The 25339-nt window shown below is 37.6% G+C and carries 16 protein-coding genes; 11 read left to right on the top strand and 5 right to left on the bottom strand.

The genetic code is table 11. The features are described from left to right. Positions 1-3 precede the first annotated feature (3 nt). The 3 genes from H7844_08845 to H7844_08835 all read left to right on the top strand — a co-directional run bounded on the left by H7844_08845 (position 4) and on the right by H7844_08835 (position 11077). A complete protein-coding gene (locus tag H7844_08845; protein ID MEO5357392.1) occupies positions 4-3327 on the top strand; it encodes an SNF2-related protein in 3324 nt (1107 codons plus the stop codon). Further along, positions 3320-7078, top strand: a complete 3759-nt coding sequence (locus tag H7844_08840; protein MEO5357391.1) for an Eco57I restriction-modification methylase domain-containing protein — start codon at positions 3320-3322, stop codon at positions 7076-7078. Before H7844_08845 ends, H7844_08840 begins: the two co-directional genes overlap by 8 nt. 138 nt (positions 7079-7216) lie before the next feature. Beyond that, positions 7217-11077: an SIR2 family protein gene (locus H7844_08835; GenBank protein ID MEO5357390.1), complete on the top strand. Its 3861-nt coding sequence runs from the start codon at positions 7217-7219 to the stop codon at positions 11075-11077. 256 nt (positions 11078-11333) lie between these two features. Here the strand turns inward: H7844_08835 and H7844_08830 are convergent, their stop codons facing one another. From H7844_08830 to H7844_08815, 4 genes are read right to left on the bottom strand one after another with little or no spacing between them, the layout of a single operon-like run. Further along, entirely contained in the window at positions 11334-12254 is a 921-nt protein-coding gene (locus tag H7844_08830; GenBank protein ID MEO5357389.1) for a response regulator, read from the bottom strand. 32 nt (positions 12255-12286) lie between these two features. Then, positions 12287-13438 carry an ATP-binding protein gene (locus H7844_08825; GenBank protein ID MEO5357388.1) on the bottom strand — a complete coding sequence of 384 codons (1152 nt, stop codon included), beginning with the start codon at positions 13436-13438 and terminating at the stop codon, positions 12287-12289. A 31-nt stretch (positions 13439-13469) separates the two neighbouring features. Further along, positions 13470-15014 carry a DUF3369 domain-containing protein gene (locus H7844_08820; GenBank protein MEO5357387.1) on the bottom strand — a complete coding sequence of 515 codons (1545 nt, stop codon included), beginning with the start codon at positions 15012-15014 and terminating at the stop codon, positions 13470-13472. Next, complete coding sequence (locus tag H7844_08815; GenBank protein MEO5357386.1) at positions 15007-16683, bottom strand: HAMP domain-containing histidine kinase; 1677 nt, start codon at positions 16681-16683, stop codon at positions 15007-15009. Before H7844_08815 ends, H7844_08820 begins: the two co-directional genes overlap by 8 nt. Positions 16684-16945: 262 nt before the next feature. On the opposite strand from H7844_08815, the gene bioB reads away from it, so the two are divergent. Genes bioB through H7844_08790 form a run of 5 tightly spaced genes read left to right on the top strand, consistent with a single transcriptional unit; the run spans position 16946 to position 20620 of the window. Beyond that, positions 16946-17908, top strand: coding sequence for a biotin synthase BioB (gene bioB, locus H7844_08810; protein MEO5357385.1), 963 nt, complete (start codon positions 16946-16948; stop codon positions 17906-17908). Further along, positions 17905-18702, top strand: a complete 798-nt coding sequence (locus tag H7844_08805) for a 6-carboxyhexanoate--CoA ligase (protein MEO5357384.1) — start codon at positions 17905-17907, stop codon at positions 18700-18702. Before bioB ends, H7844_08805 begins: the two co-directional genes overlap by 4 nt. Continuing rightward, positions 18674-19555 (top strand): diacylglycerol kinase family lipid kinase, encoded by an 882-nt coding sequence (locus H7844_08800; GenBank protein ID MEO5357383.1) that lies wholly within the window; start codon positions 18674-18676, stop codon positions 19553-19555. Before H7844_08805 ends, H7844_08800 begins: the two co-directional genes overlap by 29 nt. Positions 19556-19559: 4 nt before the next feature. Further along, positions 19560-20258 carry a glycosyltransferase family 2 protein gene (locus tag H7844_08795; GenBank protein MEO5357382.1) on the top strand — a complete coding sequence of 233 codons (699 nt, stop codon included), beginning with the start codon at positions 19560-19562 and terminating at the stop codon, positions 20256-20258. Continuing rightward, positions 20258-20620 carry a DUF2304 domain-containing protein gene (locus H7844_08790; protein MEO5357381.1) on the top strand — a complete coding sequence of 121 codons (363 nt, stop codon included), beginning with the start codon at positions 20258-20260 and terminating at the stop codon, positions 20618-20620. The genes H7844_08795 and H7844_08790 overlap by 1 nt, the downstream gene beginning before the upstream one ends. Before the next feature lie 70 nt (positions 20621-20690). On the opposite strand, the gene H7844_08785 is transcribed toward H7844_08790, so the two are convergent. After that, a complete protein-coding gene (locus H7844_08785; GenBank protein MEO5357380.1) occupies positions 20691-21494 on the bottom strand; it encodes a hypothetical protein in 804 nt (267 codons plus the stop codon). Between the two features lie 101 nt (positions 21495-21595). On the opposite strand from H7844_08785, the gene H7844_08780 reads away from it, so the two are divergent. From H7844_08780 to H7844_08770, 3 genes are read left to right on the top strand one after another with little or no spacing between them, the layout of a single operon-like run. Then, positions 21596-22381 (top strand): sigma-70 family RNA polymerase sigma factor, encoded by a 786-nt coding sequence (locus tag H7844_08780; GenBank protein ID MEO5357379.1) that lies wholly within the window; start codon positions 21596-21598, stop codon positions 22379-22381. Next, a complete protein-coding gene (locus tag H7844_08775) occupies positions 22374-23336 on the top strand; it encodes a hypothetical protein (protein ID MEO5357378.1) in 963 nt (320 codons plus the stop codon). The genes H7844_08780 and H7844_08775 overlap by 8 nt, the downstream gene beginning before the upstream one ends. 14 nt (positions 23337-23350) lie before the next feature. After that, positions 23351-25138 carry a M48 family metalloprotease gene (locus H7844_08770; protein ID MEO5357377.1) on the top strand — a complete coding sequence of 596 codons (1788 nt, stop codon included), beginning with the start codon at positions 23351-23353 and terminating at the stop codon, positions 25136-25138. The last annotated feature ends 201 nt before the right edge of the window (positions 25139-25339 follow it).

Below are 25339 nucleotides of genomic sequence, written 5' to 3'. Positions count from 1 at the left end.
GTTATGAGCAATTTCATTACAAACAGTGGCGCAAAAAATCTAAAAAACCGCTTGATAGAGCTTATAACCAAAAGCGAGAAATTAAAATTTCTTGTCGGTTTCTTTTACTTTTCAGGTATAAGGGAACTTTATGAAGGACTAAAATCAAATCTTGATGTCGTCACAAAGGTTCTGGTGGGATTAAATGTTGATTATTGTAACTTTGGCCTGATTGAATTTCCAGAAGATGATCAATTATCAGACGATGAAAGAGTATATAAGTTTTTTGGGTCAATAAAAAAATCTATAAATACAGAAATTTTTGATAATAAAGAATTTTACGAGCAAGTAAAATTTTTCATTGGGCGTATTCAAAAAGACATGCTGATTATCCGTAAAACCTATAAACCTAATCACGCCAAACTTTATTTATTTAAACTGCAACAGAGTCAGGTCGGCAGAAGAAATCTGTTTATAACCGGCAGCAGCAACCTGACAAAGGCCGGGCTTTCCACTCAAAACGAATTTAATGTAGAGATTGGTGACTATGGTTTTGAGGATGCTGAAAACTATTTTGATGAGCTTTGGAGCGATGCAGTAAAAATTACAGAATGCGCTGATATTAAAAAGAAACTTGTTGATGTGATTGAAAATGAAACACTTATAAAAGATGTTACGCCGTTTGAAGCTTTTTGTATAGTCCTGAAAACTTATCTGGATTCATTTGAACAAAAAGAAATCAGAGAGTCCCTGATAAAAACATTGGAAGAAAACGGCTATACACCATACCAATACCAGCTTGATGCAGTGAGACAGGCACTATCCATTATCGAAAACAATAACGGCGTTATTGTGGCTGATGTTGTGGGTTTGGGGAAAACGATTATCGCCTGCGCCATTGCCAAAGAGCTTAAAAAACGAGGCATAGTGATCTGTCCGCCTGGGTTGTTAGGGAATCACGATTCCGGTTGGACAAAATATTTAGAAGATTTTCACTTAGCAAAAGATGGCTGGAAAGCAGTATCACTTGGTGATTTGGAAAACACCTTAGAATTTATAAAGAAAGCAAAAGATATCGAGGTAGTGATAGTTGATGAGGTGCACCGTTTCAGAAATCAGGATACAGAGGGCTATGAGCTTCTAAAAAACATCTGTAGGGAAAAGCAGGTTATTTTACTTACCGCCACTCCATTTAACAATCGTCCCGGCGACATTCTTTCACTCCTTAAGTTGTTTATTACGCCTAAAAAATCCTCTATTACATTAGAAAGTAATCTTGCGGTCCAATTCGCTGAATTTAAAGGAATTTTCGACAAGCTTGGAATTATCAAAAAATATTGGAACTCCCCGGATAACATAAAAAGAAACAAGGCACTTAAGTATTATAAGACATTATTTAAAGAGAGTAAAATTGACCTTAAAAAAGTAGCCGAAAGAGCTCGCTACCTTGCAAAGCAAATCAGGAATGTTATTGATCCGGTAACAATCAGACGCAATCGTTTGGATTTGCAAAATAATCCGTTTTATAAAAACGAGGTAAAAGAACTATCCAAAGTAGCCGACCCGATAGAGTGGTTTTTTGAGTTAAGTAAAGAGCAATCTGAATTCTATACGGAAATAATTGAAAGCTATTTTGGCGATCCTGATGATAGAGGACGTTTCAAGGGTGCTGTCTATAGACCGTTTGAATACGAAAAAGGCGTTAAAGAACAAATGACCGAGGATGATAACCGGCAATTCCAACAACAGCGGAACTTGTTTGATTTCATGCGCCGCTTAATCGTTAAACGTTTTGAAAGTTCCTTTGGTTCTTTTGAGCAAAGCATAAAAAATTTCAAAAGAATAACTGAAAATAGTTTGGAATTTATCAAAAGAACCGGTGAATATATCATGGATCGCACTCTTTTAGAAAAAATTTATGAGTTCGATGCTGACGAAATTGAAAAATCTCTGATTGAGTATGAAGAAAAAATAAAAAAGGGGCAATATCCTAAAAATCATAAAAGATACAAACTCAACGATTTTATACGTAAAGAGCAGTTTCTTGAGGATATCCAATCAGACCTTGAATTATTCGATGAGATACTTGCAAAGCTTTCTAAGTTATATCTGCTGCAGAACGATCCTAAAACAGATTGTCTTATTGAAAACATAAAGAAAGAATTCTCTAAAAAACCCACCAAAGGGCAGCACAAACGAAAAATAATTATCTTTACCGAATATGTTGATACTGTGCGCTATTTGGAGAAAGCACTGGAAAAACATTTTGGCGGTAAGATGCTGGTTGTAGCCGGTGATTTACCGTCATCAAAAATATCTCTAATAAACAAAAATTTTGATGCTTCTTATCCTGTGCAGGAAAATGATTTCGAACTACTACTGTCCTCCGACAGGATTTCCGAGGGATTTAATCTCAATCGTGCCGGAATGGTCATCAATTATGATATTCCATGGAATCCTGTACGTGTCATTCAGCGTCTTGGGCGTGTTAACCGTATCAGTAAAAAAGTTTTTGACGAGCTTTACGTCGTGAATTTTTTCCCAACCGAGAAGGGTGCTGAATTAGTACAGTCCCGGGAAATAGCCGCCAATAAAATGTTCCTTATTCATACCGCACTTGGTGAGGATTCAAAGATTTTTGATATAGACGAAACTCCAACCCCTGCAGGCTTATTTAATAGGCTGCAGCAAAATCCGGATGAGCATGAGGAGGAAAGTTTTTACACCAAAGCCCTAAGGGAATTTTTGAGAATCGAAAAAGAAAATCCGGATTTGTTTGAAAATCTTAAAAATTATCCACGTCGTATTAAAACAGCTAAGAAGTATGACGAAAACGAACTCTTGGTTTTTTTTAAAAAGGGGCGGCTGTATGTAAACGCAGCAAAAACGGATACAGAAAAAGTGCAGCCATATCAAACCACTTTTGAGGATGTATTTGAAAAAATAGTTTGTACGCCGGAGGAAGATGCGCTTGACTGGAACACACAACAATTTTGGCAAGCGTATCAGTCAATTAAGGATTTTCGGGATTATCGCCCTGGACCGGTCAATGAGCAAAACCTGGAGCAGAAAGCAAAAATTAATCTTGATTCTCTTATCGGAAGTACGAGGGAAGAACTAATGCCACACAAGGAATTTCTACGTACACTTAGAGAAGATATTTTAGATTGCGGCACGTTGGCAGATTATACATTGCGCCGAATAGGGAATTTTAAAGAGGATTCAATTGAAGATATTCTTGGATTAAAAAAGAAATTGGGCGGTGATTATTTGATCAAAGAAAAGAATCGGCAGAAAGATCAGAAAAAAGAAATCATAATAGCTATTGAGAATAAAAAATATGAGTGAAGCAAGACAAATTTTAGAAATGGTAATAGATAATTTCTCAGTTGAAAAGTTCAATCGTTTTTTCCGGGAGAAGAGCCGGCAGTTTAAACCGATGGGAGATAAATACTCTTACTATGACGATGATCATTTTAAAGATGGACTGAAACTTGGAGAAATCAATTTTTCAGATGGTGACAGCTTAATTATCTATGCATTTGAAGTTAAAAAAGAACTTTCAGAACGCTCCGGTAAAAAAGCACAATATGAAATAGCTAAAGATATTTTAAAATCCATAGAAAATCAAAAGTTTTCAGCAGGGATTTTTATCTTTTATAATTCAAGCGGCAATTTCCGCTTCTCGCTTGTTTATCCTGAATCAACCGGCACGAGCCGACAGTGGAGCAATTTCCGCCGGTTTACCTATTTTGTTGGTAATGAATTAACTAACAAGACATTCAAGCAACAAATTGTTGACGGTGATTTTTCCAGTTTAGCAAAAATCAAAGATGCGTTCTCCGTTGAAAAAGTTACTAAAGAATTTTACAAGAGTATTGCCGATTGGTATTTTTGGGCGGTGGAGTGCTGCCGGTTTCCTAAAGATGCTGAAGCTGAAGAAAACGGCAGGAATATTGCTGTAATTCGGCTGATTACCAGAATGATTTTTATTTGGTTTATGCGGGAACGCAGTTTAGTACCAAAAGACTTATTTGAAGAAACCAGTATAAATACTATTCTAAAAAATACAGCCTTAGATGAATCAACTTATTATACTGCTATTTTACAGAATCTATTTTTTGCCACTTTAAGCACTAAAAAAGATGAGCGTCAATTTGGGAGTGAGGTGAGGGGCTATAAAGGAAACAATCCCGACTTTGGAAATCAGTACGTTTTTCGTTATCAGGAGCTTTTCCAAAATCCTGATGAGATAAATAAATATTTTGGCGATATTCCTTTTTTAAATGGCGGCCTTTTTGAGTGTCTTGACGACAAGAAAAATGGAATAATCATTGATGGTTTTTCACGTACTAAAAAGAACCAGCCGTCAGTTCCCAATTATTTGTTTTTCAGTCAGGAACAAAAAGTTGATCTAAGTAAAGCCTACGGTACACAAAATAAAAACTGCAAAGTGAGTGGGCTTTTAAATATTCTATCTTCATTTAATTTCACGATAGATGAGAACTCTCCAGATGACGCTGACGTCGCACTTGACCCGGAGCTTTTAGGACGGGTTTTTGAAAACTTGCTGGCCAGCTTTAATCCGGAAACATCCACCACAGCCCGCAAAGCTACCGGCAGTTACTACACACCCAGAGAAATTGTTGATTATATGGTTATCGAATCTCTCAAGGCTTATTTCAAAACTCACCTGCCTGATATAGTAGATATAGATAATAGGTTGGAAAAATTGTTTTCACCCGGAAGCCATGAAAACCCTTTTAATGACAGCGAAACAAGAAAGCTTGTAGAGCTGATTGAAAATGTTAAAATAGTTGATCCTGCGGTTGGCTCCGGTGCTTTTCCTATGGGCGTACTGAATAAATTAGTTTTTATTCTCAATAAAATTGATGATGGAAACAAACTATGGGAACAAGCACAACTGAGAGCTGCGGATGCAATACCTGACCCAAGTGTCAAGCGAGCAACAAAAACAAGAATTAAGGAATATTTTAGCGGTAAAAACGCCGATTATGGCCGGAAACTGTATCTTATCCAAAGGTGTATATATGGTGTGGATATTCAACAGATTGCGGTGGAAATTTCTAAACTACGATTTTTTATTGCACTTTTAGTTGACGAGACGGTTGATAAAACGAAAGACAATTGGGGTATTGAGCCTTTGCCGAATCTGGATTTCAAGATAATGCAGGGTAACAGCTTGCTTGAAGAATATGAAGGGATAAAACTTTTTGACGAAAAGCTTATTACAGGTATAAGTTTTGACAAACAAAAACTCATCGAATTAACAAAACAGAAACAGTTATTATTGCAGAAGAAACGCTTTTCTTGTCACGCAAAAAATGAACTAACAACATCTAAGGATGCAGAAATAAAAGAAGAATTAAAAAAACTTGAAAAACAATTGAACAACTTAAATAAAGAAGATGATAAAATTGTAGATAGTAATGGACTTTTTGACGCCCAAAATGAGGCAATACAAAAAAGGGATGAATTAAAGCTACTTCACAAAGAATTTTTTGAAACCAGCGAGAAAGAATTAAAAGGTAAAATTAAAAAGCAGATTGAGAAAATAGAGTGGGATTTAATAGAAGCCACTCTAAGAGAGCAGAATAAAACATCTGAACTTATAAAATTAGAACAGTTCAAAAAATCAAACACAAAACCATTCTTTCTTTGGAAACTTCATTTTGCTGAAGTTTTTGAAAAAGGTGGATTTGATATTGTGATTGCTAATCCGCCGTATTTACGCATACAGGAGATTCAGAAAAACAATCCAGAATTAGCGGAAAAACTTAAACAAATATATATTTCAGCCTCAGGCAGTTACGATATCTATGTCTGCTTTGTTGAGCTTGCCACGGGGTTGATGAGTAAAAAAGGCAATATTGCCTATATATTGCCACACAAGTTTTTTCAAGCGGCTTTCGGTAAAAACCTGCGTAATTTATTAGGTTCTAAAAAGCTTTTGAAAAAGATTGTAGATTTCGGTAGCAGTCAAATTTTTGAATCTGCAACAACATACACCTGCCTTTTGTTTTTATCTTTAGGTAATGATGCCTTTAAATTTGCTGAATTAAAGCCAAATGCAACTGTAAACGACCTGAATGAAATATTTGATGACATAAATATTCATAAAAATATGCACGGTGAAAAAGTTGATATAAAAATACTTCAGACAAATTCAATAGATGAAGATCCTTGGCATTTCTCAGCAGGCAATGCCGGAGATGTTTTAAAAAAACTCAAAAAACAAACAAGAACAATTGCTGATGTTTGTGAAAAAATATTTCAAGGCATTGCAACAAGCGCTGATAAAATATACTTTCTCGAACATATTTCCGAGGGAAACGGAATTATAACAGCCTTTTCAAAATCCCTTAATTGTCAAATTGAAATAGAGAAAGATTTTGTAAAACCTTTGATGAAAGGAGCAGATGTTCATCGTTATTCAAAACTTGAACCTAAAATATGGTGCATCTTTCCATATAAGATGCAAAGTGGTAAAGCTGTTCTGTTTACTCAGGACGAGATTAAAATGGACTTCCCATTGGCATGGAAGTATTTGCTTGAAAATAAAAAAACATTAGAAAGTAGAGAAAAAGACCGTATGAGCCATGAACAGTTTTATGCTTATATATACCCTAAAAATCTGACAGAATTCGAAAAACCAAAAATTGTAACACCGGATATTGCCTCCGGTTGTCAAATGACAGTTGATGAAAGAGGGCTTTATCATACAACAACTATTTATAGCTTTATATTTAAAAAAACTGTCAAAGAATCATTAAAGTATTTTTTAAGCATACTAAACTCAAGGCTTTTCTGGTACTTTCTAACAACAACTGGCTCTGTGCTTCGGGGTAACTATTTTAGATTTAAAACAAATTATCTTATGCCGTTTCCCATACCAAGAGGGCTATCATTAAATGAACAACAGCCCTTTATTACCCTCGTTGATAAAATCCTAACTCTCAAGCAAAATGATTCCAAAGCTGATACCACAGCCATTGAACGTGAGATTGACCAAATGGTTTATAAGCTTTACGGTCTCACACCGGAGGAAATAGAGATAGTGGAAAATGATCACACATAACCCACTTCCCAACCGTAAAGCCATTGACTATATTGTTTTGATATCCTCGGACTTTCAGAAAATGAAAGAAATGAGATATACTTAGCTGTCTGTGAGCTGGTCAAAAACCGGCTCGATAAGGCAAGGAGTGTTTGAGGCATGACAGATGATTCAAAATCATTGCAACTATCTGAAGAAATATATCCTATACCAGAAATGCCAAAAGAAATATTGAAAGCAGTTTCTAATAAAAACTTAATTGTTTTTGTTGGTGCTGGTGTATCAAGAATTATTGGATGTCTTGGGTGGAAAGAACTAGCCGATAATCTTGTTGATGTAAGCTTCGATAACAAGTTGATTAGTTATTGGGAGAGAGAAAAACTTAAAACACACGAACCTAGGAAAATAATCAGCATTATGAAATCAACGTTAGAACCATTTGTTTATCAAACAGCATTGGAATGCTCACTGAAACATAAACCCGAAGTGATATCTTATTATCCCATTTATGATTATTTGATAAAATTTAGAGGTACATTCATCACTACTAATATTGATGAGCATTTTGATAAACATTTTGTACCTCAAAGGATATATACCGAACCAAACCAGTTTCCAACAAAAAAATTAAAGCAGGACACTCTTTTTAAACTTCATGGTTCAATAAAAAATCATGAGACCCTTATATTAACGATTCAGGACTACATAAAACATTATAATAAGCCTGAAATAATAGGTTTTCTCAAGAATATTTTTAATGGTAACTATATAATTCTATTTGTTGGTTACAGTTTGGCTGAATTAGAAATACTCGATTACGTTTTACTCAAAGGTAACAAAGATGAATCAGAAAGTCATAAAGTGGCTAAGTATTTTCTTTTGCTGCCATTTTATAAATTGGAAAAGAGTTTACTAAGTTATGAGCGTAAATATTTTGATGCCTTAAACATTATTGTAAAACCGTATGCTATAGATGAAAAGGGGTACGAGCAATTGTATTTTGTTATTAAAGAATGGGAAAAAGAGATCAATATTACATCTCCATATTTTCATGAGAAGGTTAAATTTATTGATGATAATGTAAATGCTTATAATGAGACTAATGCTTCAGAAATTCTTCAACTAATCAAAAATGATAATCACTTTAGAAACTACTTCTTTAAAAAGTTGACAACCGTTGAGTGGTTTACACAGCTCAAAGAAAAAGGATACTTTTCTTCTGATAGAGCACCTATATCAGTTCCGTCAGAACAGCAAGGTTACTTTTCAGTTCCTGAGTGGGACGTACTACCTTATCTGGAAACAGTTTCACGTCAGGTAAACATCTCAGATAATGGTAAATACATTGATGACCTCATTAAAATAATCAATGACGTATCGAACCACACGGATTCAAACGGTCAACATATAGATAATTACAAAACATGGTGGTATTTTGTAAAAATACTTTGTAATTTACCTAATGATAGAATTAGTGATGAAATAATTAATCTCATCCCACGTTGGCTTAACTCTAAGTTTGACACATCATTGCAAGAATCTGAAATAGTAGAAAAATTGTTACCCAAATTTTTAAATAGCAATAACCCAGATGACTGGGGAAAGGCTGAAAAAATTGTTGAGATAATTACTGATATAAAGTGGATTTCTGTTCATGAAGAAGAACCAGTTAACGATGTGTCAGATTTTGAAAGTGCTTTTAAAGATGGGTTAAAAGAAGATGATAAATTTGTTACTTGTATTAACCCCTATTACCTCTTAAAATCATTCAAGAGAAATGCAGTCAAGGTCGGAGAGAAATGCACAGAAAAGGTTATTTTCACAATTGCCGACAGATTAAATATAATATTAAAGCAAGAGTACAGTAAAGAAATAAAAACTACAGATATTTCCTATATTTGGTTTTCATCACTTTATTCTGAAACAGATATAGATGAACACAGGGCGGATAGGATATTGGTAACGATACTAAGAGATGTCCTTCTTTCAAAAGCAAAGCACAATACCGAACAAACAAAGAAAATAATTGACGAATTTTTAGACGAAACATATAAATTCCCGATTTTTAAAAGATTGGTTTTGTACGTTATAGGTAATGTATGGAAATCGTATAAAGACATCTTTAAAAATATGATTAAAATAAATGGAATTAATTATTTTAATGATCTGCATTACAGACCCGAACTTTACAAATTACTTGAAAGTAATTGTAAGAAATTTGAAACAGATGAGAAAAACCTCATTAAAAATATAATAGAGCATGATACACAGAGTGAGAAAGATGCTGAAAATAAAGAAATATATAGAGCTTACAGGAAGCAGCAGTGGTATTTTGCTTTAAAATCAGACCCGGAATTTAAGCTTCTTTATGAAGAACAACGTAAAATATACACTATACCGGAAGACGAAATACACACTGAGTCAATATATCACCGTTCATTTTCTGGACCCGGTTCTTCTCCGTTTACTGATAACGAGATAGTTAATTTATCAAATGCGGAGATTGCCATGAACCTCAAAACATTTGAACAAAAAGAAGAATGGTTTGGGCAACCTGACTTAAAAACGGTGGGTGGTCTTTCAGAGCATTTGAAAGAACTGGCAAGAGAAACACCGAATAGATTTACTGATAATCTGAAGCCATTTAAAGATACAGGCTATATTTATGTTTATTCAATACTTCGCGGAATAAAAGATGCGTGGGTTGCTAAAAAGAATATAGATTGGAGTAAGTTATTTGAATTCATCCATGATTACATAAATAGGGATGAATTTGTTGGAGATATGCTTAAAGTTAAATATAATAGCGCTAATCATCAATGGGTTATTGGAATTATCGCAGAACTTATGCAGGATGGGACAAGAGATGATTCATGGGCTTTTAATGAAGAATATTTCAACAAAGCTAAGGAAATTGTTTTTCTGCTATTGGGTAAATCTGAGGGAAATAAAGATGTTAAAGAAATTACTGATTATGATTTACATACTTTAAATTCCCCTTTAGGCAAGTCATTAAAAGCTCTTGTGTATCTCTCATTAAGAATAAAACGTGTTAATGAAAAAACGAACAGCACATATGATATAAAATGGTCGTTAGATAAATTCGATGAGATTTTGGAGAAAAAATTTATAGAGGCATACGTTTCTCTTGGTAATCATTTTATAAACCTAGCCTATTTGGACAGAACATGGGTAGAAGCAAATGTTGACAGTTTAAAAAAATATTACGATTACGATTACGACGTCAAATATTGGGAGGCCTTTATGGATGGGTTTCTATCTGTTGGTACAGTTTACAATGATTTCTATGGTTTAATGAAGCCGCATTTTTTACATGGTATTTCCTCATACTATGATAAATTCAAGAAGGATAGTAATAAAAAATTTTTAATTCAATACATTTGCGTTTATTATCTTCTGAGAGAAGATGAAACTCTTATCAATTCGGAAGGTTTGTTTAAAAAACTTATTGATATATGGAAAGCCGAACAGATAATTGAAATTATTGACTATTTCTGGATGCAAAGAAATGATGAAAATATAAATAGTGAAGAAAATAATAAAATGAAACCAAAAATAATCGAATTCTGGAAAGTGATTTATGAGAAATACAAAAATGTAGAGAAGGAAAATGTGCAAGATGAAGATAGACTAATTTTGTCTTGTGCTTCAAAGTTGGCGATATTCCTGCCGAAAATAGATGAAAAAACGTATCTATGGCTTAAATTATCAGCACCATATGTTAATGTAGATCATAATTCACGCTTTTTTATTGAACACTTAAATGAACTTAAACTTAAAGACAAATGCGACAATGCTGAAACGGCTAAATATATTGGTGAAATCTATCTGGAAATGCTTAACAACTTTACACCTGATTTTGACGAGGAGCATACCAGCTCAATAGTTGAGTTTCTATACAATGCAGGTGCAAAGGTCAACGCCAACAAAATATGTAATATCTACGGTTCAAGAGGGAGTGAGTTTTTAAGGGAACTTTATGAGAAAAATAACCCATAAGTGAGGACGGCAAATGAAATAGCGCAGGAATTTGGTATCCATGTGAGTCAGGTCAATGAAATTTGGGGTCCACTATAAGATTGTCTTACAATTTTGGCAAGGAAGAAATTATACAACTGTCAGATTAAATATCGTTCACTACAGTTCGTGGCACAGTTTTTTTTGTCACCAGATAATTAATACCAAGTTGCATTCATTCGATTAATTTTGTTGGCTTCGTCGAAAGCTCCCAGCCGCCTCGTTACTCTTTTGACTGCTACTTGGTATTAGATGTGTTTTTTATACTTTCAAGTTGTGTCTGGAGTGTTTGCGAGGTTTTTTTTAGTGATTGCAGAAACTCTTTTTGTTTATCTGAATCGGCAACGCTGATGGCTTTTTCGATTGTACTGTTCATATCTTCTATTAATTCGAGACTTTGATCCGCTCTCTGCGCCGCTATTGCCTGGTCTTGAATACTTTGTGATAATTGCTGTTTTTCCTCTCTGTTTTTAATATCCATTTTATGTTTAAACATGGAAATTTCTATTGTTGAGGAGATATCCTTTTCATGAAAGGGTTTCAGTAAATATCCATATGGTTGAGTTACCTTCGCTCTTTCCAATGTAGCTTTATCCGAGTGAGCGGTAAGAAAAATAACAGGGATATCATATTTTACTCTTATATCCTTTGCCGCCTCTATACCATCAATTTCACCTTTGAGCCTTATATCCATAAGCACAATGTCAGGCATTTGTTCATATACTATCTGTAGCGCACTCTCACCTGAAGACGCTATCCCAATTACAAAATATCCCATTCGTTTCAACCGTTCTTCTATCTCGCGGGCGATTATTCGCTCATCCTCAACTACTAAAATTCTGATGTTTTCCGTATCCTTATATCCTGTGTGTTTTCTTAATAAATAGAACTCACACTCATTACAGTTAGTTAACGTATCCAAGCAAGGTGCCTTATTTTCATTGACACTGAATGTGCCTGCTACCAGCCAACATATTCGTTCAGCATTTTTTAATACTGCAGGGCACTTTTCCATTGCCTCTTTTGTACATGGAATCAGCTGCCAACATTTCTGTATTTTTTTATCAGCAGTATCAACAGTTAACACTTCTTCGGTTATTTTTACAAAATTGCCCATTTCTTTTGTTAAATCGTCAATACCTTTTGTATAATTGCTCATAGTTTCCTTACAAGAAAATATTTAAATTATTTCTACCTCTGCTGAAGCGGAAATGATATATTATACACAGTTCCATTGTTTGTTGCAATAACTATCTTCCCATTTTGCTGTTCTACCAGATCATGTACCAGTCTCAAACCAAAAGAATCAGTATTTGCAACATCAATATCCTTTGGAATCCCCACCCCATTGTCACCTATATTTAGTACATACATGTTATTGGTGTCAACAAAAAAATCTATCAATATCTCTCCATTACCCCCGGGAAATGCATACTTAAAAGCATTCGTTACCAACTCGGTAATGATAAGTCCGCAGGGTATAGCCATGTCTATTCCTAAACGAATATCTGTAGCATTTATGGTGATTGTTATGTTTGAGAAGTTAACTCCATAGGCGTATGCAAGATCGTCTGTTAATACCTTTAAGTATTTGTGAAAATCAATCTTTGCGAGGTCGTCAGAGTGGTACAGCTGTTCATGCAAAAGTGCTATAGCCTTAATACGGCTGCGGGTTTCCTCTATAAGTTCAAGAGTATATTCATCTTTAATATGTTTGCTGCGCAAAAACAACAGGCTTGAGATTATTTGAAGATTATTTTTTACTCTGTGGTGAATCTCCTCAATCAGAATTTCTTTTTCCCTCAGGGAAGCGTTAATTTTTTTGTCAGCCTCCTTGCGTTTAATTATTTCATTTTCCAACTCAATATTCTTTTCGTTTAACTTAATCAGATCAGTGTAGGAGCGTATGGAGGAAATAACTATGGTAAAGAGCTTTTTATCGGTAAGTTCCTCCTTGGTTTTGTAATCGTTAATATCGTAATTTACTATAACGTCTTCCTCCGGTGCCTCTCCAGGCTGCCCTGTACGAAGAATTATTCTGATAAGTTTGTTATTAAGTTCATCTCTGATGTACTTTACAAGCTGAAGTCCCGCCCCATCCGTTTCCATCACAACGTCAAGGAGAATCAGAGCGGCGTCACTGTGTTGAGCAATTACACGTTGGGCATCAGAAGTTGTATATGCGCTTATAAACTTAAGCGGCTTATTTTTATACATTACCTTCTTTAAGGCCAGCATAGTCACCTTATGGACGTCCGCCTCATCATCTACAATTATAACCTTCCAATAATCGGTAATCTCAGGCTGTTTTTTTTCCTCCGCAAAAAATATATCGTCAAACATGTATCCTATCGCCTGCTAAAAAATGTTAGCGTTAATTATCTTTTTCACTTATAATCTCCTCAAGGCATGACACAATATCAGGGTCAAAAACACTGCCGGCGTGTTTTTTTATAGATAGTAATGCACTTTTGCTGTCCATTGCGCCAACTTTCCCGCTTGTCAGACAATCGTAAAAATCCGACACATATGCAATGCGGGCGGATATGGGTATTTCCTCGCCGCTTAAACTGTGAGGAAACCCTGCTCCGTCAAATCTGGTATATTTATGGCGTATTATGTCCATAGCCATATGGAGGTACTTATTGCCGTTTATTTCAAGTGCTCTTTCAATTACCTCATTTACAATAAATAAGTACTCAGAAATATCACGTATCATGTTTTCATCCAGTTTGCTTAGGTTTAGTATATCATCCTCCACATTACACAATCGGCCTATATCGTGATAAACTGTTGTGGCGACCTCCAGTAGATGTGGAAACGTGACGTCATCGGTGCCATAGAGTCTGCCTTTAGCCATTAATGCACCGGCAAGCAGTCCTGCCGTTTTTCCGCTTCTGTGAATATGACTGCAGTCGTTTGTGCAGATACATTCTGTAAGTTTCAGTATGCTGTTGATAGCAAGCGATTTGACTGTCTCGATTCTTTCCTGAAGCAGTGCTTTCTCCAAAGCATTTGAAACATTGACGCAAAAACGCTCGATAAGTTCCCTGTCATGGTCGTCAAAGGCGGTAAATCCCTCAAGATATAAAAAACTATTAAGATATTTATTATTCTGAAAAAACACTATACAGTGATTATCGAAAAAGAGACTCTTTTGCTCCTGACAGGCGCTATCTATGTTTTTTAGCACTGTGGGGTTAATGGCCTCTTTTACTTTTTTTCCGGCAGAGCCTTCATATGAACCGGTTCCGGATAGTATAAGAAAGTCTCCGTTGGTTTTATCTGAAAAAAAACCCACAGTTTGGCCGAAAATGGAGTCATTTTCAAGTCTCAGAATAGATATTAACAGGGATAACATTCCGGTTACAAGAATTTTAACCGATTCAACGTCCGACAAAGATGCCGTTGCCTCAATGATTCTTTCAAGTCCACGGCGGTTGGACTCTATTATTTTTATATCAGTGAAGGAGCGCAGAGAGGCGATTACTGTTGTGAAGAGTTTCTTATCGGTTAATTCCTCTTTTGTTTTATAGTCGTTTATATCGTAATCTATGATGACGTGCTCCTCAGGGGCCTGCCCAGGCTGCCCTGTGCGAAGAATTATTCTTACAAACTTATTTTTTAATTCGTCTCTTATATATTTAACCAGCTGAAGGCCGGAATCATCGTCCTCCATGACCACATCCAGAAGGATAACGGCAGTATCGGGATGTTCTTTTATCAACCTCATAGCTTCACGGCCGGAATATGCACTTACAAAATCTATTTTCTTATTCTTAAAGTTCAATTTTCCAAGCGCAAGTTTTGTGACCTTGTGAATATCCTCCTCATCGTCAACAATCATTACTTTCCACTGCTTTCTTACTGAGGGTAAATGTCTTTCCTCAGCAAAAAATACCTGTTCAGATTCATCCATTACTAACTCCTCCTGCATCATTTGGCGCTGTAATAATAAACTTTACTCCCTTTGCCGTTGTGCTTTGGCAAACGATGGTGCCCTTCAGTGACTGCGTCACTATGTTATAGAGCACGTGAAGTCCTAAACCTGTCCCACCTTGCTTTCTGTTGGTAGTAAAAAACGGCTCAAATATGTAATTTATGTTTTCCCTCGGAATGCCTTTACCATCGTCTGTATATTCCAGTGTCACGTTGGTATCATCACTGAATACAGCTATTTTAATATTGCCTGCCTCTCCGTCGTCATATGCGTGAGTTAATGAATTAACAATAAGATTCGTTATTATCTGGGCATAAGCCCCCGGATAGCTGTATAGTTCGATTTTGTCATCACATTGTACGTTAATCTTATGTGCAGTCTTCTTTAGCTTAGGCTTGAGGCTTAACAAGACATCCTCAATGTAAGGCTTTATTTTGAATTTTCTTAGCTCCTGGCTTGTCTGGTCTGCTGAAACCATTTTGAAGCTGCGGACGAGATCGGCAGTGCGATATAGATTTTTTAAAATCAGGTCGGTGCTTTCCCTTGCACTGTCAAAATATTCCTCAAGATCGGTTTTAGTCATAGTTTTTTCAGCGTATGAATTCAAAATATTCTTAGTGATAGTGTCAAAGTGTGAGGCTGCGGTAACGCCGACACCTACAGGGGTATTTATCTCATGGGCAATTCCTGCCACAAGTTGGGCCAAAGCCGCCATTTTCTCGGACTGAACCAGTTGTTTCTGGCTTAGACGAAGTTTTTCATGAGATGCAATCAAATCATTTGTTCGTTTATCAAGTAAGTCATCCAGATTCTCACGATGGTTCTTAAGCTCTACAACCATTTCATTAAACGACTCTGTAAGCTCTCCGATTTCATCCTTTGAGGTAACCTCAATTATTGCATTTAACCTGTTTTTCCCTATTTCGTAAGTCTGAGCTTTAAGTCTATTTACAGGGGCTAATATTTGCCTTCTCAAATATAACCCTGTAGAAACTGTCACTGCAACAACTATTAAAAAAGCAATTATTACATAAACTGTATATAAGTCATTATTTTTTATCATAATATCCATTTGATGTTCTGATTCTGAGAATATAATTCGTTTCTGTTCTATCAAATAGTTCTGAATATCTACAGAATAGGGACGGAGGTTGTTATCAAAATAGTACACGGCTTCAGTAATGCCTTTTGTGTTGTAAACATCAATAAATGAATTTTCTCTTACTGCCAGCTCATTCAGCCTTGATTTTACTTCTATAAAGTCTTTTTCAAGCGAATCCCTTTTGTAATGATTTCGTAAACCGGTTTTTTTATCCATTTCGCCGGCGATACTTATACCTTCCAACCATTTGTTTAGACAATCATTACGTTTTGACAGAACCTGGCTTAATGATGCTTTTAGGTCAGATATACTCACAGTGCGTGTCTGTATAAGACTGTCTGTAGTAAAAACGGTTAGTAATCTTCTTGAATCACTAAGTGAAGATAAGATGTCAGTAACCTCTGTCATTCTACTAAGATCGCTTTTGCGTAAATCTTCTATTTCTCTTGTTATGACATTATTTTCCGCAACAAGAAGGTAACCCATGATTCCAAACACAATAATTTTAAATGAGAATATAAGCAGTAGTTTGTTACTTATTTTCAAACCCTAAGACCCTTAAAAAGAAAAACTAAGCAGATATTTATGTTTTGACAACGTCCTATAGTAAAATTGTATTAATGCCGGGTACATCATGTCAAATAAGCTTTTTTTATAAACATATCACATATTGTTATATGTTGTACCGTACAGGATGTCAAAATTTCCAGCCATGTTTTATAGTATCAGTTCCGTCGGCTGACTCGAAAATATTATACAGAAATAAACAGGAATTGTTATACTTACAGGGTGGTTTATAAAAATAGTTATGATTATAAAATTAAAAGATAAGGTCCTTGAGGGTAAAAGCCTGACAAAAAGCGAGGCTATGCAAATATGCAGCCTCCAGAGTAGCCGGCTATATGAACTAATGGCGGCGGCCTCTGCTATAAGGGAACACCACAGGGGAGACTTCATTGACCTTTGCTCGATAGTTAATGCCAAATCTGGTGGATGTTCTGAAGACTGTTCATTCTGTGCCCAGTCGTATGAGTCTAAGGCGGAAATAGAGCGCTATCCACTTAGGAGTTATAAGGAAGTGGCGGCGGCTGCACTGAGCGCTAAAAGAAACGGTGCTGCCAGGTTTTGTCTTGTAACCGGAGGGAAGAGAGTGTTGGAGGGTGAGATTGAAAAGCTCTCTGTTATGGTTAAATCCATAAGCACTGAGGGGCTGCTTACATGTGCCACTCTGGGGCTTCTTGACGATAATTCCATAATAACTCTAAGAGACTCCGGCCTTAACCGCTACCATCACAACATTGAGACCTCGGAGCGGTTTTTCCCTCAGGTTTGCTCCTCACACACATTTAAGGATAAGGTTAAAACCATTGAGGCGGTTAAGTCCTCCGGCCTTTCTCTTTGCTCCGGAGGCATATTCGGCCTGGGGGAAACGTGGGAAGACAGGGTGGATATGGCCTTTTTTTTAAGAGATATTGAGGCTGACTCCGTTCCGATAAATTTCCTCACTCCCATTGCCGGCACTAAGATGGCAAACTCCACCACGCTAAATCCCACTGATGCTCTGAAAATAATAGGCCTCTACAGGTTTATACTGCCTCACAGGGAAATACGCATCTGCGGGGGCAGGATGCAGACACTGGGGGAGTTTAACTCTTTCATATTTATGGCCGGCGCCGACGGCTTGTTAATTGGAAACTATTTAACCACTACAGGACGTCCTCCGTATGAAGATACAAGATTTATCGAGCTCTCCGGGTTCAGATACAAATGACCACATCCCCGGAACTCTATAGTATAAGAATGAGGGCACAAAACGAGGCAGTCCATGTATCCGGTGCTGAGGATATAGTAACCGCACAGAGGCTTCAAAATACAACAGCATCGTATCTTAATCGTGCTTTAATGCACCAGCCTGAAAAAATTGTTATCACGGTGGAAAAAATTGAATCAGAACCTCTGAGGCTGACGTTGCTGCCGGTTGTCACCTGTGATATACAAACTGCAGGAGATGCCCCTGAGGCAGTCAAAACAATTCTTAGCACACTTGAGATATCTGATAAGGCGGTATGCTCTGCAATCAGTGCCCTTTATAGTGACACAAACATATCAGGCGCTTACATAATTAGTGCAAAGACCGGCAAATTTCTCTGCAGTGGTGCTGAAATGCCGGTAAGAGTCTCACGCTTTGGGCTGCTGGATAGTCTTGCCGGGGAGTTTGCCGATTATCTTAAGAATCACGGACTTACTCACTACAGGGTCAAAGAGGCGTTGCTGCTTGCCTCTAAGGTTTGCTCCTGTGATGAGGTTGTTGCCGAGATTTGCGTCTCTGATGATCCGGAGTACTCAACTGGATATGTTGCCTCAAAGAGGCACGGCTATATAAGGATTCCCAACATTAAAGAGCATGGAAATCCTTATGGAGGCAGGGTGATTTTTTTAACTGAAGACGCGGGCGTGCAAAGAGTGAGAGGATACCTCGAAAAAACTCCGGCACTGTTTGATGCGTTACCGGAGATTAAAGGAGTAAAGAAATTAAATGAAATCATCGGCTCTTGTCATAGTTAACCCTGTATCGGGTACATATTCAAAGAAAAAACAGGATATTTTATGTAAGGCTCTACAGGAAAGCAGTGTGGACTATGACCTGTATATTACACAGAAGAAGGGGGATGCAGAGACCCTGGCACACAGAGCGGCAAAGAACAATACCCATTCACTTATATTAGTATGCGGCGGGGACGGCACGGCAAATGAGGTGGTAAATGCAGCGTCATTTTCCGATATTCCGGTTGGGTTTTTACCATTTGGCCTGACAAATGTGATTTGCAGAGAGTTGGGAACACAAAAACCCATAGAGGAGGCTCTACGGGTTATACTAAGAGGCAGTGTTAAAAGTATTTCCCTGGGGAAGGTAACATTTAATGAATCACAGAGGTACAGGTACTTTATTTCAATGGCAGGTTTTGGTTTTGACGGCGGGGCGGTTTTTGGGCTTAACAGAGAATTAAAAAAGCGCTTTGGCATCTGGGCATACATATACAGCGGTCTCAGAAATTTTCTGAACTATGCACCGGTTGACATTGGTTTAAAGGTGGATGAATATGTTTATGAGGCAACAGGTGTGATAGTAAGTAACGCCAGCCGTTATGGGGGGGATTTCAGGATAGCGCCGGATGCCGGCATTGAAAATGACGCCCTGTATGCTACTGTATTTAACGGTAAAGACAGAATGCACTTGCTGAGGGATGTGATAAGTGTACTTACGGGAGAGTCCTGCCGCTGCCGCCATATAAAACATATCAAATGCCGGCATGTTACAATTGATGCCGCAATACATGCCCAGATAGACGGAGACTATCTGGGAAATAGCCCATGGACTGTGGAAACAGTGGGAAGTGCTCTTAGGGTAAGATACTAAAACAGTGAAAAAGACACTTATAATAATCCCGGCGTATAACGAGGAAAAAAACATAGGAGCGGTGTTAGACGGTATAAGGGCGTTGCAGCCGGATATTGATGTTGTGGTGGTAAATGACGGCTCAGGGGATCAAACTGCGATGGTATCTGAAAGCCATGGGGCAAAGGTCTTAAACCACACTTTTAATCTTGGTTACGGCGGGGCGTTGCAGAGCGGTTTCAGGTTTGCTCTCATGAAAGGGTATGACTACGTTGTAACTATGGACGGCGATGGACAACATGATCCGGCGTGTATTAAAAATCTCTCCGAGGCACATACTGCAACAGGGGCAAATGTGGTTATAGGAACGAGGTTTTTATCAGAAGGTTATAGGATGGGACTAATACGAAAGGCGGGGGTAGCTTTTTTCAGAGCCATTACCCGCCTCTATACCGGTATAAAGTTTACAGATCCGACAAGCGGCTTTCAAATGATGGATAAAACCGTTTTTTCCTATCTCGCTAAGGGTGATAATTACCCGATGGATTACCCCGATGCCAACACCATTATGCTGCTTCATAAGAAAAACTTCAAAATTGTGGAAACCCAGGTACATATGTATCACCGTCTTGAGGGCACATCAATGCACAGCGGGCTAAGGCCTATAGGATATGTGATAAAAATGGTACTTGCCATCATCATGGTAGCCCTGAGGAGGGATTAGTGTCAACCGGTTCAAGGGTATTGATTATGGTTCTGGGGCTTTTGCTTTTCACTATAATATTTGAACTGGTAAGAAGACGTAAATTTCGTGAGGAACATTCGCTTTTATGGTTTGTCGTTAGTGTGTGCATTATGAGCGGGGCCTTTTTAGATGATATTGTAAATCAAATAGCCATATTTCTGGGAATTGGTTATCCACCTGTCATAATTCTGGTAGTTCTGACAGTTTTACTTATACTCTCTCTTATGTACTTTTCCATAATAATCTCGGACCTCAAGGGAAAAATTAAGGAATTAAATCAAAAAGTTGCCTTTCTTGAGTATGAAACCAGAAATAAAAACGGGGAAGGACGGCGTCCTTAGCTTTAGGGGAGAGTACGTCTGTGTCGCTTTCTCCCAGCCGCCCCGGTACTCTTTTGACTGCTACTTGGTATTACGCTACAACTATATTTAGCGACACACCAACATCCATGATAGTGTTAATATTTTTAAGGAAACCTCTTTGCTGATAGGCAAAATCCTCGTTAAGTATTATTTCCAGACAAAAAGTTGTTTTTGTCTGATTACCTTCGAAGCTGTAATCGTCATTTAAGTTAATGTCCCGGGACCTTATATTACTCTCCCTGAAACCCTGAATAGGATCACTGTTACAGAGAAAACAACGTTTCAATGCCGTTGCAATCCCAAACCATGGCGGAAGAAATAATGTAACAGCCTTTGGAAGAACCATTTTTTTACTCATTGCAACTTTCTCAGCCAGTGCTTTCACAATAAAAATTGAATTTATACTGATAGAGGAAACTGAAATCTGCTCCGCATTAATGAAATTAAGTCCGGTTAAAAATGAGTAAACGTTAAGAAAATCCTCCTCGTATGAAGACGGTGTGCGGTCCTCGATACTGCGTGAGTTGGAATATGTGGCAACAGCCATGTTATGTCCGGAAGCACCCTTTGACAGCATGTTTGTAGATATGGAATCCTTATTTTGCCCATAACCCGGAGCAGTTATCGAAAGGGGAACTATAGAGCCGACTTTATAATTTTTAATTTTCCCCTCGATCTTCTCATTGTTATGATTATAGTATAGAATAAAGTCTCCTGAGTCACTGTTAAATTCATGGCTTACAGTATGCCTTTTTTCTATTATATTATTTTCAATATCCAGCATAACAGCTGCAATAGTATTTAAACCGTCCCTTTCAATAATTTTACTCAATGTGTTAGAATCCTTATTCATAATAACCTCCCGAGACATTTTAGGTTGATGTTCTTATAGATTAGACGGACATGTCAGCCATGTTTACAAGGATTTTTTTAAAGTTACATAAAGAGGGGTAAGTGGACGCTGAAAAATATTTAGAGGAAAATCTGCCTGTAATAAAGCAGGCGATAAAATCTCTTTGTGCAAAATACGATGTAGGTGGTCCGGAGCTGCAGGATTGCACAGGGCGCGTTTTAGAGAAATTAATAGAAGAAGACTACAAGAAAATACGCGCCTATGGTGGAAGGAGTTCTTTTAAAACATACATAACCACCGTGGTACGTTGTCTGATAATAGATATTTTCAGAGAGACGGAAGGACGCCAAAGGGTATCCGGCAGTGTTAAGGCACAAGGAAAGACAGCCGAAATTCTGTATAAATTGATAATACGGGATGGCATACCGATAGATGAGGCCACTGAGATACTGAGTAAAAACTATAAGATCAGTATAACAACTGATGAGGTATATAAGTTGGCTGAGACATTCAGTAAAAAAGACCGCATAAAAATTGATCCGATCGATTCTTATTCGATAGATGAGATTGCTCCCGGCAATGCCACACCGGAATCTGTAATGGAGGAACAAAGGCTCCAGACACTGTACTCAAAGGTAATGATAGCGGTTCAGATAATAACCTCGCAATTGCTCCCCGAGGAGATTTTAATGATCAATATGAGATTTCAGGACAATATAAATGTATCGGAGATAGCAAGAATTTTAAAAGTTGAAAGAGCAGCGATAGATAAAGGGTTGAAGACGATATTTGTAAAGTTAAAGGAAGAGCTCCTCAAAAGGGGGATAAGCAAGTCAGGGATACAGGAAGTGTTTGAATATATAGAAAGAAAGGGCGGCGATGAATAATAAAAAAATTAATGAAAAACATGAAAAAGATGTCCGTCTAAATAATCAAATGGACAATATGATTGGAAAAATAATAGCAGAAGGGCTAAAGACATCGGCTCTGAAAGATTTGAAGGACACTTCCGCCTGTCTTACCGCAAATGAAATTGCGGAGTTCATTGACGGAATAAGTGAAAATAGGGAAAAGGTGATTAAGCATCTCTCTGAATGTAAGACATGCTATGAGATATTTGCTGATACCGTAGAAGCTCTTTCGCTTCAGGACATAACAGTTAAACCAAAATCGAGGTTTTATCTGAAGCCGTTATTTAAAGTGGCGATAGCTGCTTTATTTCTTATTACCTTTGGCATCACCGCTTACAATTATTCACTAAAACCCTCTGTATCGTCCCTGACTGAAATGACTTCAAAGATAAATGTGGTTACAACTTACTCAGAGCGTGCTAATGTGTACGGATTTTCTCAGGGGGTAAACCACAAGAGAATAATGTTTCAGGCGGGAATATACATGACTGATCTTGTGGTATATCTAAGACAAGGAGACAGGGGCAATGCAGTTGGAACATTAAATCTCCTCACAAAAAACTTTGAGTCAAGCGTTGAGTTTGAAGCTCAGAGTAATTATTTTATAAACATAATGAAAAAGCTAAACGCTGGAGTGTCACCGAAGTCATTGGTTACAGAAGTTGACAAGGCAAAATTTGAAAAGAAGGATTATTTATATGTACGGTTTGGACAATGGGCGGAGGGCGGCAGGTTGGCCTCGTCGGAGAAAGTGGATGCGTATTTCGTACAAAAGGACATTGAATACTTTAAGAAAATATTAAAAGAAGAAGACTTACCGGTAGATGTTATGAAAAGTCTTGAGGATATAGGTAAAAAAACCTCAACCAGGCCGATTGAGGACTATAAACAGCTATTACGCTTATTTGAAGTGATAATACTTTTAGTATAGGGAGACATAAAATAATGATAAAAATATTAAATCATGCAGTAGTGTTTTTTATTTTATGTAGTGCATCAGTTGTCTTTGCAGACAACAAGGACAGTACTGTATGGTGGATAGACAAACACCACGCAGTGGAGGCAAAAGATAACCCTCTTGTGGGCAGAGCTGAGAGAGTGTTTGAACGGGTTGGAGCGGTAGCCGACAAGAGGGGAGATAAGCCGCCCAAATTCTTTGTTATAAAGGGTAAAGGAGAGCCATGGGCAGTTTCACTTCCTGACGGCGGGATATTATTAACTGAGGGGGTGCTAAAGATATGCTATGAAAACGTGAGTCCTGCAGAGGGAGACTCTCGTGTAGCGTTTATTATCGGGCATGAGTTGGCACATCTGGCAAACAACGATTTTTGGCACAGGGAGTCTTTCATGGCTTTTAACGAGCAATATGATGAGAAGAAGGCGGATGATCAGTCACTGAAGGCTATATTTGAAAGTACGGATGATTCTAAGAAGAAGGAATTAGCTAAGATGAAGGAACTACAGGCTGACCACAATGGGATAATCTACATGACACTTGCCGGATATGAACCAAAGCAGATAGTTGGAAAGAGAAACTTCTTTGAGTCGTGGACGGCACAGGTAACCGGCAGAGTGGCTTACAGGGATAATGACCATCCAACGCCAAAAGAGAGGGCGGAGTTCCTGCGCACTCAACTAACGCCGGTGGCTGATGCACTGGATTTATTCACCTTTGGGGTAAGGCTGTATCAACTTGGCAGGTTTGAGGATGCCGACATGTTCTTCAAAGAGTACGCAAAGAAATTTCCCGGCAGAGAGGTTTTTAATAATAGAGGATTAAGCCATTTTAATATGGCACTAAAAGTCCTCTCAGGGTGTGATGCAAATCTGGTAAGCAGATTTTACTTACCAACTGTCCTGTATTTAGATACATACGGGGGTAAGCTGGTCTTAAGAGGCACTTCAACAAGAGATGCCCGAACATCTGAGTGCATGACTAACAAAACATTCACAAAGCATATGAAAGAGGCGGTAAATTACCTGACAAAGGCAGTAGAGATGGAGAGCGGCTCTGTAGCAGTGAGAATAAATCTTTCATCGGCATTTATAGTTCTTGAGGATTACTCAAAAGCGATGGGTGTGGCGGATGAGGCATTAAAGATTAAGGAGATGCCTGAAGCGGTTAGTAATAAGGCGATAGCATTATACTATTTTGGTAAAACAAATAATTTAGGAGAGACAGCCGATAGCGCAATAAAGATGTTAAGTGAGACCTCAAGTAAAAATCCGGCATTTAGTGGAGCATATTACAACATGGGGCGGATACAAACTGATTTAAAAAGAACTGCATCGGCAAAGGAGTCGTTTACCAGGTTTCTTGATTTAGAGAAATCAGGGTTATATGCCGAGGCGGCACGAAAAGCTCTAAAAACAGAAGGTGATAAACAACTGTTAAAAAGTGCAAAGATGGAATCCCCGCTAAAGCTGGGTAATGTTAAAGCCTCAGCAGACAAACTAAAGCGTTTAAAGGAAAGTCCAGTTAAAATAGTGGAATTTGAAGGGAGGATTTACGAGGGTGATAATCTTAAGGTGCTGGTAATAAACGACGGCAAGGACGACAACATTGAGATAGTGGAGCAAACTGTTGACCCTGCGAAGTTTCCTCTGCCTGTTGAAAAGCCCGTAAGAAGGATTAAGACTAATCTTGGAGAGACGCTGGTGTATGAAAATTTTGCAGTTGATGTTACTGACAATCAGGTAAGAAAGGTAGTTTATTTTATGAATGGCGTATAATGGCACCAGGTTGACAGGTATTTTGAGATAAAAGCAGTGTTTGATGCGCATGTGGGTTAGTTGGAGTAGCTACTACGATTAAATCGGACACAGGAGTGTAAAAAGGTGAATATTTTCTTGACATTGTGCTTTTGTATTGTCAACACTATTTAGACTTGTTTATGGCATTTATAGGTACCAGGCGTATATGAAAAAAATCAT

This window comes from Nitrospirae bacterium YQR-1 (assembly GCA_039908095.1).
GTDB lineage: Bacteria > Nitrospirota > Thermodesulfovibrionia > Thermodesulfovibrionales > Magnetobacteriaceae > Magnetomonas.
The sequence above is the reverse complement of the archived record's forward strand: the minus strand, read 5'-3'. Positions and strand labels throughout refer to the sequence as shown.